The organism is Nakamurella sp. UYEF19 (genome assembly GCF_040546275.1).
GTDB lineage: Bacteria > Actinomycetota > Actinomycetes > Mycobacteriales > Nakamurellaceae > Nakamurella.
Genome location: NZ_JBEPNO010000001.1, coordinates 622,917 through 636,538, shown reverse-complemented (window position 1 = coordinate 636,538; position 13,622 = coordinate 622,917). Strand labels below are relative to the sequence as shown.

Sequence of the window (13,622 nt, the reverse complement as noted above, 5' to 3'; positions counted from 1 at the left end):
GGACTTGTGATCAGCCCCGTCGCGATGCCCGGGACCGGGCGTTCGATTTCGGCAGGGCTGCGAGAAAGTCGGCAAGTACGCGGTGGAACCGGTCCGGCTCATCGAGATGTGGGAAATGCCCTGCCCTGGTGAAGATCTCGATGGTGCTGTCCGGCAGCAGTTCCTTGACCGCGGCGGCGTGGGCGGCGGGGATCAGCCGGTCACGACCACCCCAGATCACCAGGATCGGGCGGTCGGCCATCTGCCGCAGCCGCGGGATAGCGCTGATGGTCTGGCCCCGGAGGCCGATCACGGCGCGGGTGGTGGCCAGGAAGGCGTTGCGCTTCAACGTGTCCGCGAAGGTGGCCATGCCGGCCCATGCCGCCGTCGTGCTCGCGCTCACCCAGGGCAGACCGACCCGGGACATCAGCGACAGCGCAGTGTTGCCCGCGTACCGCGCCCAGTCCGAGCCGATCAGCGGAAGCACCCACTCACTACCCGGCAGGGTGGCCGCACGCAGGGCCGGGCTCAGCTCGACCCCCAACCCGCCGCTGCTGACCAGCACCAGCGCCCGCACGCGCTCCGGGAACAGGTAGGCAAGTTCCATGGCGACGCCGCCGCCCAGCGAGTGCCCGACGACGGTGACCTCGCGCAGACCGAGTTCGTCGAGGAGGTCGCGCAGGGATGCCGCGTGCCCGCCGAGGGAGTAATCGCCCGGCAGTTCGGGACCGGGTTTCGCGGTCCCGACATCGTCGAGTCCGACCGAGTCCGACCCGACGGACTGCCCGTGTCCGAACAGATCGGGGGCGATGATCCGGTGGGTGCGCCGGAGACCCTCGATCTCTCCGTCCCAGGTGCTGCGATCACTGATCAGGCCATGGATCATCAGCACCGGTGGACCGCTCCCGGCGTCGGTGAATGCCAGCCCGGCGGACGAGCACAGATCGGAGGTGGTGTCGGTCAAGGCGTGCTCCAGGGGGTCACCATGCCTGTCACAGCGGTTGTTACCGGCCGGTAATAAGAAACTCTACGCGAACGGACCCCGCCACCCGGGTCCCAGTGGGCGATCGGTCGGTCGGTTGGGCCAATATGGACCGACACACCATCCGTGACTGCGGGGAAGCGAAGAGATATGACAGAGCCCATCGAGGCCATTGCCATCACCGACATCACCATGACGACCGCGTGGATCGCGCTGAGCGCGCACCAGCCGGTCGTCGAGCCCCTGCACCTGCGCCAGATCTTCGCCGACGATCCGGAGCGTGGGCGAGAGCTCACCGTGCAGGCCGGCGACCTCTACATCGACTACTCCAAGCACCGCGTCACCCGGGAGACCTTGCGGCTGCTCGTCAGGCTCGCGTCCGAAGCCGGGGTCGAGGCGCGTCGGGACGCGATGATGCGCGGCGACCACATCAACACCAGCGAGGACCGCGCCGTACTGCACACCGCTCTGCGGCTACCGGCCGACGCGGTGCTGGGCGTCGACGGCCAGGATGTCGTCGCCGACGTCCACGAGGTGTTGGACCGGATGGGCGACTTCACCGATCGCCTGCGGTCGGGCGAGTGGGTCGGCGCCACCGGCAAGAAGATCGAGACCGTCGTCAACATCGGCATCGGCGGATCCGACCTCGGGCCGGTGATGATCTACCAGGCCCTGCGCGCCTACGCCGACGCCGGGATCAGCTGCCGGTTCGTGTCCAACGTCGACCCCTCCGATCTGGTCGGCAAGACCGACGGTCTCGACCCGGAGACGACGCTGTTCATCATCGCGTCCAAGACCTTCTCCACCCTCGAGACCCTGACCAATGCGACTGCCGCCCGACGGTGGCTGCTCGAGGGACTCGGCCTGGACGGCGAGGAGGGCACCGCTGCCGTGGCCAAGCACTTCGTCGCCGTCTCGACGAACGCCGAGCGTGTCTCGAAGTTCGGGATCGACACGGCCAACATGTTCGGGTTCTGGGACTGGGTGGGCGGTCGCTATTCGGTCGACTCGGCGATCGGGCTGTCCGTCATGTGCGCCGTCGGCAGGGAGAACTTCGCCGACCTGCTGGCCGGATTCCATCAGATGGACACCCATTTCGCCACCGCACCACTGGCCGAGAATGCACCCGTTCTGATGGGTCTGCTCGGTGTCTGGTATTCGAACTTCTTCGGGGCCGAATCACGGGCGGTACTGCCGTACTGCAACGACCTGAACCGCTTCGCGGCCTACCTGCAGCAGCTGACGATGGAGAGCAACGGCAAGTCGGTGCGGGCCGACGGCACGCCGGTCAGCACGTCCACCGGCGAGATCTACTGGGGTGAGCCGGGAACCAACGGGCAGCATGCGTTCTACCAGTTGCTGCACCAGGGCACCCGGCTGGTGCCGGCCGACTTCATCGGGCTGTCCGAGCCGCTCGACGACCTCCCGACCATCGACGGCACCGGCAGCATGCACGACCTGCTGATGAGCAACTACTTCGCGCAGACCTCGGTGCTGGCGTTCGGCAAGACCGCCGAGGAGATCGCCACCGAGGGCACTCCGGCGGACGTGGTCCCGCACAAGGTGATGCCCGGGAACCGGCCGTCCACCAGCATCCTCGCCCAGAAGCTGACACCGTCAGTGGTCGGGCAGCTGGTCGCGCTCTACGAGCACGCGGTGTTCGTCGAGGGCGTCATCTGGGGTATCGACTCGTTCGATCAGTGGGGTGTCGAACTCGGCAAGACCCAGGCCGTCGAGCTGCTCCCGGTGCTGATCGAAGACGCAGCACCTGCGCCGCAACATGATTCGTCCACCGATGCGCTGGTTCGCCGGTATCGCGGCCAACGCGGCCGTACGGTCTGATCGTTCCGGATCAGATGACCGATCCGACCCGGCCGCCGGCCGGTCACGTGGTCCTCGCGGACGTCGAGGGCGAGTCCTACGGTTCGTTGCGCCGGCGACCGACGTCGAGGGCCGAGCGCTACCAGCTCGGCCGCGCACTGCGGGCGAAGGTGCCGAGAGCCGAGTTGGGCGAGTGGGTGCCGCCGGTCGGACGGCCCGACCCGGTCGCCCAGGTGATGGAGTCGCACGAGGGGCGGCTGGACTGGTTGATCCCCATCCGGGTCGGCCGGATGGTCGCGTCGCCCTATGGATTCCTCCGCGGGACGGCGATCGTGATGGCGCAGGACGTGGCCGGGCTGCCGGCGACCGGGATCACGCCGGTGATCTGCGGTGACGCGCATTTCGGGAACTTCGGCTTCTACGCGTCGCCGGAACGGGATCTGGTGCTGGATCTCAACGATTTCGACGAGGCCCATCCCGGTGGCTGGGAGTGGGACCTCCGCCGTCTGGTGGCCAGCATCTGGGTGGCAGGGCGGCAGAACGACCACAGCGAGAAGACCTGCGAGGCAGCGGCTGTCGCCTGCGTGGCCGCCTACCGTCACGAGGTCAGGGAGCTCGCCGAGCAGCCGCTGCTGTCCCGCTCCTACCAGCGGCTGGACGTCGACAAGCTGATCGCCGACACGGCGCACCCGTCGCTCAAGAGCGAGATCGACCGTGCTGCAAGACGTGCCAGATCCCGGACCAGTGACCGTGCGCTCCCCCGGTTCACCGAGGAGCGTCACGGCAGCCGCCGGATCGTCGAGGAACCGCCACTGATCACGCACGTCAGCCGGGAGGAGACCCAGAACGTCGGGGCGGCCCTGGACGAATACCTGATGACGCTCGCCCCGCACTGGCGCCGGGCGCTCGCCGGCTACACGCTGGTCGACATCGCCCACAAGGTGGTCGGTGTCGGCAGTGTCGGCCTGCGTGCCTACGTGGCGCTGCTCGAGGGCAGCAGTCCCGATGACGTCGTCTTCCTGCAGCTCAAGCAGGCCCGTCGCTCCGTCCTGGCCAAGTTCGTGCACGGTGGGTCCGCCTGGCACGCCCACCAGGGGCAGCGGGTGGTCGAGTACCAGCAGGCCCTCCAGACGGTCAGCGACCCGCTGCTGGGGTGGACGACCGTCAACAACCGCCAGTACTACGTCCGGCAGTTCCGGAACATGAAGGGCACCATCGCCCTGGACGCCATCGACTCGCAGGCCCTCGCCGACTACGCCGGGATCGTCGGCCAGCTGCTGGCCAAAGGCCACGCCCGGACCAGCGGGGCCTCGATGATCTCCGGATATGTCGGCTCGTCGGACAAGCTCGACGTCGCCCTGGCCCGGTTCGCCCGGCTCTACGCCGACCAGACCGAGGCCGACCACCACGCCCTCGTCAGGGCCGTCGCCCACGGCGTGCTGCCGGTGGAGTACGGCGTCTGAGGGGCACCGCCCCTTCTTCGCCGGGCGCCGCCGGTCAGCGCCGCCCGGACACCGTGCTCATCTCAAATAGGACGCGCCGTTCGCGTCGAGGATGGCACCACTGGTCCATTGCGCCTCCGGGGAGCTGAGCCAGGCGACGGCCGCGGCGATGTCGGCCACCTCGCCGACCCGACCGAACGGGCTCTGCGCGCGCAGCCCGTCACCGGCGGGTCCGGCCAGCAGCTGCTCGGTCATGTCGGTGGCGACGAATCCGGGCGCCACCCCGTTGACGACGATGCCCTCCGGTCCGAGCGAGACGGCGAGGGATTGGGTCAGGGCATGAAGGCCGGCCTTGCTCGCACCGTAGGACGGCGCGGTCGGCTCGCCCCGGTAGGCGCCACGGCTACCCACCATGACGATCCGGCCGCCCGCCGGGCCCCGTTCGCGTCGGCGGAGATGATCGACGACCTGCCACGTCACCGCCGCGGCTCCGAGCAGATTGACGCCGAGCACCTCCCGCCAGCCGGCGTTCCACTCCTCGTAGCCGGTCTGCTGGATCGGCTGGTCGAGGTAGATGCCGGCGTTGTTGACCAGGATGTCGATGGTGCCCAACGCCTCCACCGCGGCGTGCACCATCTCTGCCACCGCGTGCTCGTCGGCCAGATCGGCGGCCACCACCACGTGACCCTCACCCGGCAACTCCGCCACCAGGGCCTCGGCTGCCGCGACGTTCGACCGGCAGTGGACGGCGATGCGGTCGCCGCGGGCGGCCAGCGCGCGGCTGATGCCCGCGCCGATCCCCCGCGAGCCACCGGTGACCAGGACACAGGACATGGGCGCTCCTTCATGACGGAAACTTGTTGAACAGGATCTTGCCGTGACGCCTACCCGGCCTCGACCGGATCGTCCCGTAGGAAATTTGGCTGACGTCCCACTTCCTGGGCCGGGCCGACCATCTTCGCGATCACGTTTCGAACCAGCTCGCTCTCGGCGAGCCACGGAAATCCGGGCAGGGCCGGCGTCAAGGTGGCGATGCCGTGCAGCGCGACGAACAGCGATTGCGCTGCAAGCGTCGAATCGAGGTCCCGGGGCGCGCCCTCGGCTGCGATGTCCTCGAACGCGCTGGTCAGCAAGCCGAACGCGTCGATGCCTTCGACGTATTGGTGCGGCGGTGATGCGATGTTCGCCGTCGAGCGCTCGAACAGGATGTGGTACTGCCCGGGATTGTGCCGAGCGAAGGCGAGATAGGCCAGGCTGATCGCCGCGATCCGTTCGACGCCCCGAGGTGCGGTCACCGCGGCCCTGCGGCAGGTGTCGGCAAGTGCTACGAAGGTGCGGGCGACCACGGCATCCAGGATCGCGTCCCGATCGCGGAAGTGCGGGTAGATCGAGGGTGCGGCGATGCCGGCCTCCCGGGCGATCGCACGCAGGGTGACGGCATTCCGTGGCCCGGACAGTGCAAGCAGGCGCTCGGCTCCGGCGAGGATCTCCTCGCGTAGATCGCTCCCGAATCCACGCCTGTTGCCGATCCGTCTTGGGGTGGCATCAGGAGTCATGGGACCACTCTAAGCGGCTTCGCCTAACAATCGTTAGCACTGTCGTGCTAGCGTGGACTTACAACCGTTAGCTCAAGCCGAGGAGAGGTACCCCATGTCCAAGATCATCATCGTGACCGGCGCCAGCGACGGGATCGGCGCCGCCGGCGCGCGGCAGCTGCAGGCCAACGGCCACACCGTCGTCGTCGTCGGCCGATCACCCGAGAAGACCCGCCACGTCGCTGAATCGATCGGAGCCGAGCACTTTCTGGCCGACTTCACCGATCTCGGGACCGTGCGTGAACTCGCAGCCGTTCTCGAGCAGCGTCACCCGAGGATCGACGTGCTGGCCAACAACGCCGGTGGTGTCTTCGGTGCGCGCGCCAAGACCGTCGACGGGTTCGAGAAGACCTTTCAGGTCAATCACCTCGCCCCGTTCCTGCTGACCAACCTGCTGCTGCCCGCCCTTCTCAGGGGCAATGCGACTGTCATCCAGACCGCCAGCATCGCCGCGCGCCTCTACGGCAAGCTCGACATCGACGACCTCGACAACGATCGCCGCTACTCGGCCAACAAGGCCTACGGCGACTCGAAACTTGAAAACATCCTGTTCACCAAGGAGCTCGATGCCCGATACCGCTCGCAGGGCATCAACGCCGTTGCGTTCCATCCCGGCATCATCGGCTCGAGTTTTGCCTCCGAGACCACCAGCCTCGCCATGCGATTGACCTACGGCAATCCGCTGGCCAGACCGTTCCTCGGCTCCACCCACCAGGGAGCCGACCAACTTGTCTGGCTGTCCGAGAACAGTCCCGGCCGGACGTGGCAGCCAGGTAACTACTACGAGAAGCGAAAGATCGCGACCCGGGTCAACCCGCAGTCCACGGACGCGCAACTCGCCCGGCAGCTGTGGGACAGAAACGAGAACCTGCTCGCGATCCGGCGTTGACTGCCCGTCCCACGGTGGTCAGAGCACGCAGTGGGTACCGCACCCCTTCTCGGCCGGACCAACGGGTGGTGAACGGACCGGTCAGCTGCCGGTCGGGCCGAAGCGCTCGACGCGTACGTCATCCGAGGCGACCCCCGCGTCCACCAGCAGCGTGCTCACCGCATCGGCGAACCCGGACGAACCGCAGACGAACGCAGTCTGCGCTTCGGTCAGGAGAGCCGCGATGTCCGCACTCCCCAGCCGTCCGACCGGACGGAGGACCTGCGGGTCCGCCGATCTGGTGAGCGCGACGGTCGCCCCGGCCGCCAACAGTTCTGATGCATAGGGCAGCGACTCGAGGGTCCGTGAAGAGACCGCCAGCCGAAGGAGCTCGGTCCGGCCGACGTGCCGGGCGTGCCGGAGCATCGAGATCAGGGGCACCACACCAGATCCGCCTGCGACTGCGACAGCCGGCGAGTCACCCCGCCAGACGAACCATCCGCCGATCGGGCCGCGCACCTCCAGCTGGTCCCCGACGACCACCACGTCCGCGAGGAAACCGGAGACCTCGCCGTCCTCGAGCCGTTCGACGAAGAGTTCGATCGCACTTTCGTGCGGGGCGGAGGCCACCGAGTACGAGCGCTGCGCGGTGTACCCGTCCTCGGCCCGCAGTCGGACGACGTAGTGCTGTCCCGGCAGGTGATCGATGCGATCGGGCACGTCGAGCCGCAGCCGGACCGCATCCGGATGGGGATGGTCGACCTGGCGGACGGTGGCCGTCCGCCAGGCGCCGACCGGCGCGTCAGTCACCCTGGTAACGCTCTTCCTTCCACGGGTCACCGTGGTCGTGGTAGCCGTTGCGTTCCCAGAAGCCCTGTTCGTCGTGGTCCATCACCGTGATCCGGCTGACCCACTTCGCGCTCTTCCAGAAGTACAGATTCGGTACCAGGAACCGCATCGGGCCGCCATGTTCGACCGGCAGCGGATGGCCTTCGTGGTCCCAGACCACCCAGGCCTTCCCGTCGGTGATGTCCGCCAGTGGCAGGTTCGTCGTGTATCCGGTGGTCGACCGAATCATCACGTGGGTAGCACTTGGCAGTGGAGAAGCGGCTGCCAGCAGGATGTCTGCGCTGATCCCGCCGAAGCTGGTGTCAAACTTCGACCAGGTCGTGACGCAGTGGATGTCGCCGTTGAAGGTCGACCCCGGCAGGTCGTGGAGTTCCTTCCACGACCAGGTCGAGACGAGCTCGACCAGCCCATCGATGGTCACGGAGGTCTTCTCCGGGTCGAGCCGCGGGGTCACTTCGGCGGTGAGCACCGGGAAGTCACGACCGGTGTCGTACTGCCCCGGCGGCAGTCGGTCGTTCCGGGGGTGCCGGGGGCGGCCGCTGAATCCTCTGGTCATCCGCTCATTCTGCCCGAACCGTGGGTCATCTCCTCCTGCGGGCCCCGTTTCCCTGGTGGCGGCCGACGGGGATCCAGCCCCTGCAGTTCGGGGGCCTGGACCCCCATCGGAATGCTCGCCGGTAGGAAAGAATCACTTCATGACCACCGCACGAGAGTCTCGGAGCCCGGGAAGAAGCCCCAGCGCCACGACTTCGCTGCGAGCTGCGTTCCTGATCGCCATCCAGGGCCTGGCCGGCATCGTGCTGCTGCCGTTGCTGATCGTCTCGTTCGCTCTGGTCGTCATCTGGGTCGGGCTACCGATGTTGGCCCTGACCTTGTCGCTGCTCCGCGGTCTGGCGATGTCGCAGCGCCGTCTCGCCAGACGAATCCTCGGTGTGAAGGTCCCCATGCCCTACCGGAAGATCGGCGGAGAAGGCCTGCTCGACCGGCTGCAGATCAGGCTGACCGACCCGGCCACCTATCGCGACATCGCGTGGTTGCTCCTGACGATCTGCCTCGGCTTCGCGGTCGGCCTCGTGGCCATGATCTTCTACATCGTCCTTCCCCTCGGGGTGCTGGCCTCTCCGGTGATCATCCGGACGTACCTCACCGTCACCTCGTCCGTCCTGCGTCGGTCGGATACCGAGGTGATGGAGCAGCGGATCGGCGAGCTGGCGACGTCCCGGGCCGAGACGGTCGATACGCAGTCCGCCGAGATCAGGCGGATCGAGCGCGACCTCCACGACGGGGCCCAGGCCCGCCTGGTGGCACTGAGCATGAACCTCGGTCTGGCCGAGCAGATGATGGAGAAGGATCCCCAGATGTCCCGGGAGCTGCTCGCGGAGAGCCGGCAGTCGGCGTCGGTCGCCCTGACCGATCTGCGTGGGTTGGTCCGGGGCATCCATCCGCCCGTTCTCGCCGACCGGGGGCTGGTCGGTGGTCTGCAGGCGCTCGCCCTGGCCGCGGCCCTCGAGGTCGACGTCGACGTGGTGATGGTCGGCCGTCCACCGGCACCGGTGGAATCCGCGGTCTACTTCGCGGTGGCCGAGGCCCTGACCAATGCTGCGAAGCACTCGACCGCGCGCACCGCGTGGATCTGGTTGCGACACAACGCGGGTCGGCTCAGTGTGACCGTGGGCGACAGCGGGGTCGGTGGCGCGGTCGCCTCTCCGGGTGGCGGCCTGCACGGCATCGAACGACGACTGGCAGCATTCGACGGAACCGTCACCGTCGCCAGTCCGATCGGCGGCCCGACCATCATTGCCATGGAGCTACCGTGCGAGTTGTCATCGGAGAAGATCTAGCCCTGCTGCGTGACGGGCTGATCCGCCTGCTGCGTGCGCACGACTTCGATGTGGTGGAGGCCGTCGACAACGGCCCTGGCCTCCTCCGGGCACTGCTGAACCATCAGCCCGATGTGGCCATCGTCGATGTCCGCCTGCCCCCGACCTTCACCGACGAAGGCCTCCGGGCCGCGATCGAGGCTCGTCGGCAGGTGCCGGGCCTGCCGATCCTGGTGCTCAGCCAGTACGTCGACCAGCTCTATGCGCGGGAGCTGCTGGCAGGAGGCAACGGTGGGATCGGCTATCTCCTCAAGGACCGGATCTCCGACCTCGATCAATTCGTCGATGCGGTGCGGCGGGTGGCGGCCGGAGGGACGGCGATGGATCCAGAGGTGATCGCCCAGCTGCTGGCCCGGCCGAAGGCGGCTGCACCCCTGGCCAGCCTCACACCCCGCGAGCAGGAGGTGCTGGGTCTGATGGCGGAGGGTCGGTCGAACGCCGCCATTGCCGGGAGCCTGTTCATCACCGAGAAGGCCGTCGGGAAGTACACCGCGGCGATCTTCGGCAAGCTCGACCTACCGGTGAGCGAGGACGACAACCGCCGCGTGCTGGCCGTCATCCGGTACCTGGACCAGTAGGCGGCGGTGCAGGGACGGGCCCAGCGATGCCGGGACGGAGGCCTGGCTGAGCGGCCCGACGAACCGAGCGGCGGAGCACAACGTGACCACGTGAGATAGACATGGACAACCCCCGGGCTGCTCCGCCACCTGGAACGCGCTTACGTTCTCAGGTGGCGGGCCGACTGGACTGGGTCGGCGGCCCGGGGGTCGGGTGACTGTCCACTAACTGCCTGACCGCTGCTCCCGATGGGAACGGACCACGGTCCGACGTGATGGAACGGCGGCCTAGCGGCCAGCCACCTCACAAGTCCTGTACGTCATCAACGTGGGACCACCTCCTTCCGGTTCGCTCTCGAAAGTAACCTCGTTCGACGGCGGCCGCAACAGAAATTAACGATCCGCGCCCGACGGACCGGCGTCCGGATCGAACACGTGCACCGCAGCTTCCTCGGCACTGGCGCCGGCGCCGTCGATGCCGACGTCGCCGGCCCAGAGATCCTTGTCGGCGTCGGGGTAGGCACCCTCGTCGGCGTCGACCAGGCGGCCGGCGCGCAGATCACCGACCTCGCCGCCCGACTCGGAGAAGAGGTTGTCCTCCTCGCCTGCGCCGACGTCCGGCTCCTCGGCCGAGAGCAATTCGTCGAGGCTCAGCCCGCGCTCCTCCTCGGACTCGGTCGGCACGTCGACCGACGGTTCACGGTCGGGCGGTGAGTAGCCCTCGTCCAAACCGTCCACCACACCCCGGTCGAGCAGGGTGTCGGAGCTGTCGAGCTGAACCGAAACATCGTCGGCAGCATCGTTCTCACGTCCGGTTGGGTCGTCGTCAGCCATGGCTGTGGTTCCTCCGTCAATTGTTCACGCGCGGACAAGCACGGGGCTCATCCGATCTCATCATTCGATTCCACCGTATCGCGGGCCCACCCCTGGCTCCGTTTCAGCGTCGAGCGGGGACATAAAATCCGGGTTGTGTCCGCTTCGTCCGCTTGATGCTCCCCGCTCGACCGGTGGACGTGGTCAGGGGTTCCGGAGCACCGACAGCACATTGCCGGCGGGATCGTGGAACCAGGCGATGTCGGGACCGCGGCCGACGGCCCGGCCCCGCATCACGCCCTTCTCGTCCTGCGGCATGCCGTCGTAGCGGATGATCGCAACTCCGGCGGAAACGAGAGCATCGACGGCCTCGTCGATGTCGTCCACGGGGAAGTTGAGAATGGTGAACTGCGCCGGCTGGTGATTGCTGTTGGGGTAGATCAGCGTCTCGCGGCCACCCGACGTCGTCAAACGCAGCATGCCGTTGGTCTCGGCAACCGTCAGACCAAGGAGCTCGCCGTAGAAGTGCCGCGCAGCCGGGATGTCGTCCACCGTGAAGCCGCTGAATGCCGCGGACCGTTCGAGCATGCTGGAGCTCCTTCGCCGCCGATGAGGCCCCGACTCTAGCGCCCGGTCAGGCCGAGCAGTTGTCGGCCAGGCTCTCGGACGCGGCATCGGTGTCGGCGCATCCTGCGGCTTCGGCCTCGGCGCAGCCATCGGCCTTCAGTCGGGCGCCGACGATCTCGCCGATCTCGGCCAGGGACTCGAGCTGGGCCGGGGTGAGCAGGTCGACGACATAGGAGCGGACGGCGTTGACGTGTCCGGGGGCGGCCTGCTCGATCGCGGCCCGGCCGGTCGGCGTCAGCGTGATGAAGGCGCCCCGTCCGTCCGTCAGACATTCCTCGCGACCGACCAGTTTCCGCGCCTCCATCCGGCGGATGTGGTGCGAGAGCCGGCTCTTCTCCCAACCGATGGCCACCACCATGTCGCGCGCGCGCAGTTTCAGATCCGGCGCCTCTGACAGCTGCACCAGCACTGCATAGTCGGCGTTGGACAGGTTCGAGTCGCGGGAGAGCTGGCGGTTGAGCGCAGCCGACAACGGCGTGTTCAGAAACTGCAGCGAACGCCAGGCCCGGGATTCGTCGGCGTTCAGCCAGTTGGGTTCGCTCACGAAACCCAGACTACCCGGCTAGTTGACGCATCACCTTAGTTCTGCCACCACCCGGAGGTGTGATGCTGCTCGCCCGACGTCCAACCCTAGGCAGCTCGGCGAGATGAGCGGAGAGCCCGGATTCCGTGATCCCCGAGGGCGGACTCCGGGCTCACCAGCTGTCAGATCAGTTGCTGTCCTCGGCCCGATGCTCGAACACCGGCACGTCGCCGACGATCGGGTTGGTCCGCCGTGAGGGCGCCAGATACTTGGTGAAGAGGTTGACGAACGTGGCCAACCGGTTGCGGTTCCCGAGCAGCAGCCAGATGTGCAGCAGCATCCAGGTCAGCCAGGCCAGCGTCCCGGTGTACTTGATCGACTTCCCGGCGATCTTGATGTCGACCACCGCCGCCCGGCGGCCGATCGTCGCCATGGTGCCCTTGTCGCGGTACTTGAACGAACTGAGCGAACGACCGGTGATCAGCGAGCCGATCCCCTTGCCGATGTGCAGGCCCTGCTGCTGGGCGGGCGTGCCCAGCTGCGGCAGCGGATCCGGGGTCACGGCAAGGTCACCGGCGGCAAAGATGTTCTTCACGCCGATGACGCGGAGCTCGTTGTCGACGGTGATCCGGCCACCGCGACCTTGGGGTAGACCCCAACCGGCCACCGCCTTGGGGATGGTGACGCCGGTCGCCCAGACGATGACGCCGGCCTTGAGGAACTCGCCGTTGCCGAACAGCACGCCGTCCGGGCGGACCTCGGACACCGATGTACCCAGCTTGAGCTCGACGCCGCGCTCGCGGAGGGCACGCGCGGCGAACTCCTGGAGCTTGACGTCGAACGGGGCCAGCACCTTGTTGGTCATCTCCACCAGGACGATGTGGGTGCGGCGGGGGTCGAGCTCCGGGTACACCGACGCCATCGCGTCGTTGCGGAGTTCGGCGAGCGCGCCGGCCATCTCGACACCGGTCGGCCCGGCTCCGACGACGACCATCGACAGGTCCTCGCTGGTGGCAGAGGCGGCGGCGTGCTCGAGGCTGGTGAAGATGCTGTCGCGCAGCTTCAGGGCCTGGGCGCGGGTGTAGATCGCCATCGTGTTCTCCTCGGCACCCTTGGTCCCGAAGTAGTTCGTCGTTGCGCCGGTGCACAGCACCAGGTAGTCGTAGGCCATGCCGCCGCCGTCGGCGAAGGTGACCTTCTGACCCTCGTTGTCGATGCCGACGACCTCGCCCTGGCGGAAGCTGACGTTGCGCTGGGACATCCGGGCCGCGCGCAGGAAGAACGTCACGTCGCCGGGGTTCAGGCCCGCAGTGGCCACCTGGTAGAGCAGGGGCTGGAAGGCGTTGTACGTGTGACGGTCGACCAGGGTGATGTCCACGTCGGCCTTGCGCAGACCCTTGAGGGTCATCAGGCCGGCCATCCCGCCACCGACGATGACGACGTGCGGGCGCCGCCGGGCCGTCACGATCCGAACAGGTGCGCTGCTGTCTGTCATCTAACCGATCCTCCTGATGGTTGTTCCCGCGTCATCCGACCACACCGGTACCCGCCGGCGAGACTCGGTGATGCGCGGAAGTCTCTCAAGGCGCCGGCGTCGTCGAGGGCCCTCGTCTGCTGTCTTGCCCCGATGTGGGACAACCAATCCTGGCACATCCTGACGGGTCCCGATCTCACCGACCGATGCAG

General features: G+C 67.7%; 14 protein-coding genes. 5 read left to right on the top strand and 9 right to left on the bottom strand.

Annotation, left to right across the window (positions count from 1 at the left end; genetic code table 11):
* Positions 1-10: 10 nt before the first annotated feature.
* Complete coding sequence (locus ABIB25_RS03015) at positions 11-943, bottom strand: alpha/beta fold hydrolase (RefSeq protein ID WP_354526911.1); 933 nt, start codon at positions 941-943, stop codon at positions 11-13.
* Between the two features lie 168 nt (positions 944-1,111).
* Between ABIB25_RS03015 and pgi the strand changes: the two genes are divergently transcribed.
* Both pgi and ABIB25_RS03005 read left to right on the top strand, forming a co-directional pair.
* Positions 1,112-2,803 (top strand): glucose-6-phosphate isomerase, encoded by a 1,692-nt coding sequence (gene pgi / locus ABIB25_RS03010; protein WP_502919726.1) that lies wholly within the window; start codon positions 1,112-1,114, stop codon positions 2,801-2,803.
* A gap of 14 nt (positions 2,804-2,817) precedes the next feature.
* Positions 2,818-4,245: a DUF2252 domain-containing protein gene (locus ABIB25_RS03005; RefSeq protein ID WP_354526910.1), complete on the top strand. Its 1,428-nt coding sequence runs from the start codon at positions 2,818-2,820 to the stop codon at positions 4,243-4,245.
* A 57-nt stretch (positions 4,246-4,302) separates the two neighbouring features.
* On the opposite strand, the gene ABIB25_RS03000 is transcribed toward ABIB25_RS03005, so the two are convergent.
* Together ABIB25_RS03000 and ABIB25_RS02995 are read right to left on the bottom strand one after the other, a co-directional pair.
* A complete protein-coding gene (locus tag ABIB25_RS03000; RefSeq protein ID WP_354526909.1) occupies positions 4,303-5,058 on the bottom strand; it encodes an SDR family NAD(P)-dependent oxidoreductase in 756 nt (251 codons plus the stop codon).
* A 50-nt stretch (positions 5,059-5,108) separates the two neighbouring features.
* A complete protein-coding gene (locus tag ABIB25_RS02995; protein ID WP_354526908.1) occupies positions 5,109-5,780 on the bottom strand; it encodes a TetR/AcrR family transcriptional regulator in 672 nt (223 codons plus the stop codon).
* Positions 5,781-5,874: 94 nt separating this feature from the next.
* On the opposite strand from ABIB25_RS02995, the gene ABIB25_RS02990 reads away from it, so the two are divergent.
* Positions 5,875-6,708: an SDR family NAD(P)-dependent oxidoreductase gene (locus ABIB25_RS02990; protein WP_354526907.1), complete on the top strand. Its 834-nt coding sequence runs from the start codon at positions 5,875-5,877 to the stop codon at positions 6,706-6,708.
* Positions 6,709-6,789: 81 nt separating this feature from the next.
* Here ABIB25_RS02990 and ABIB25_RS02985 read toward each other — a convergent pair whose 3' ends face one another.
* Together ABIB25_RS02985 and ABIB25_RS02980 are read right to left on the bottom strand one after the other, a co-directional pair.
* On the bottom strand, positions 6,790-7,497 hold the full coding sequence (locus ABIB25_RS02985) for an FAD-binding oxidoreductase (protein ID WP_354526905.1): 708 nt from the start codon (positions 7,495-7,497) through the stop codon (positions 6,790-6,792).
* Complete coding sequence (locus ABIB25_RS02980) at positions 7,490-8,092, bottom strand: sulfite oxidase-like oxidoreductase (protein ID WP_354526904.1); 603 nt, start codon at positions 8,090-8,092, stop codon at positions 7,490-7,492. The genes ABIB25_RS02985 and ABIB25_RS02980 overlap by 8 nt, the downstream gene beginning before the upstream one ends.
* A gap of 139 nt (positions 8,093-8,231) precedes the next feature.
* On the opposite strand from ABIB25_RS02980, the gene ABIB25_RS02975 reads away from it, so the two are divergent.
* Positions 8,232-9,377, top strand: a complete 1,146-nt coding sequence (locus ABIB25_RS02975; RefSeq protein ID WP_354526903.1) for a sensor histidine kinase — start codon at positions 8,232-8,234, stop codon at positions 9,375-9,377.
* Positions 9,350-9,994 (top strand): LuxR C-terminal-related transcriptional regulator, encoded by a 645-nt coding sequence (locus ABIB25_RS02970; RefSeq protein ID WP_354526902.1) that lies wholly within the window; start codon positions 9,350-9,352, stop codon positions 9,992-9,994. The genes ABIB25_RS02975 and ABIB25_RS02970 overlap by 28 nt, the downstream gene beginning before the upstream one ends.
* Positions 9,995-10,366: 372 nt before the next feature.
* Here the strand turns inward: ABIB25_RS02970 and ABIB25_RS02965 are convergent, their stop codons facing one another.
* The 4 genes from ABIB25_RS02965 to ABIB25_RS02950 form a co-directional block, all read right to left on the bottom strand.
* Complete coding sequence (locus ABIB25_RS02965) at positions 10,367-10,807, bottom strand: DUF5709 domain-containing protein (RefSeq protein WP_354526901.1); 441 nt, start codon at positions 10,805-10,807, stop codon at positions 10,367-10,369.
* Positions 10,808-10,990: 183 nt separating this feature from the next.
* Positions 10,991-11,374: a VOC family protein gene (locus ABIB25_RS02960; RefSeq protein WP_354526900.1), complete on the bottom strand. Its 384-nt coding sequence runs from the start codon at positions 11,372-11,374 to the stop codon at positions 10,991-10,993.
* Between the two features lie 46 nt (positions 11,375-11,420).
* The gene (locus tag ABIB25_RS02955) at positions 11,421-11,957 is read right to left on the bottom strand and encodes a MarR family winged helix-turn-helix transcriptional regulator (RefSeq protein WP_354526899.1); all 537 of its coding nucleotides are present in this window, start codon (positions 11,955-11,957) and stop codon (positions 11,421-11,423) included.
* Between the two features lie 166 nt (positions 11,958-12,123).
* Positions 12,124-13,431, bottom strand: coding sequence for an NAD(P)/FAD-dependent oxidoreductase (locus ABIB25_RS02950; protein ID WP_354526898.1), 1,308 nt, complete (start codon positions 13,429-13,431; stop codon positions 12,124-12,126).
* Positions 13,432-13,622: the final 191 nt, after the last annotated feature.

What these genes read in the sequence shown, in the direction of transcription:
- ABIB25_RS02965 (WP_354526901.1), bottom strand. Translation starts at nt 10,807, where the DNA reads ATGGCTGACGACGACCCAACCGGACGTGAGAACGATGCTGCCGACGAT.
- ABIB25_RS02975 (WP_354526903.1), top strand. Translation starts at nt 8,232, where the DNA reads ATGACCACCGCACGAGAGTCTCGGAGCCCGGGAAGAAGCCCCAGCGCC.
- ABIB25_RS03000 (WP_354526909.1), bottom strand. Translation starts at nt 5,058, where the DNA reads ATGTCCTGTGTCCTGGTCACCGGTGGCTCGCGGGGGATCGGCGCGGGC.
- ABIB25_RS02950 (WP_354526898.1), bottom strand. Translation starts at nt 13,431, where the DNA reads ATGACAGACAGCAGCGCACCTGTTCGGATCGTGACGGCCCGGCGGCGC.
- ABIB25_RS02980 (WP_354526904.1), bottom strand. Translation starts at nt 8,092, where the DNA reads ATGACCAGAGGATTCAGCGGCCGCCCCCGGCACCCCCGGAACGACCGA.
- ABIB25_RS02990 (WP_354526907.1), top strand. Translation starts at nt 5,875, where the DNA reads ATGTCCAAGATCATCATCGTGACCGGCGCCAGCGACGGGATCGGCGCC.
- ABIB25_RS02960 (WP_354526900.1), bottom strand. Translation starts at nt 11,374, where the DNA reads ATGCTCGAACGGTCCGCGGCATTCAGCGGCTTCACGGTGGACGACATC.
- ABIB25_RS03005 (WP_354526910.1), top strand. Translation starts at nt 2,818, where the DNA reads ATGACCGATCCGACCCGGCCGCCGGCCGGTCACGTGGTCCTCGCGGAC.
- pgi (WP_502919726.1), top strand. Translation starts at nt 1,112, where the DNA reads ATGACAGAGCCCATCGAGGCCATTGCCATCACCGACATCACCATGACG.
- ABIB25_RS02995 (WP_354526908.1), bottom strand. Translation starts at nt 5,780, where the DNA reads ATGACTCCTGATGCCACCCCAAGACGGATCGGCAACAGGCGTGGATTC.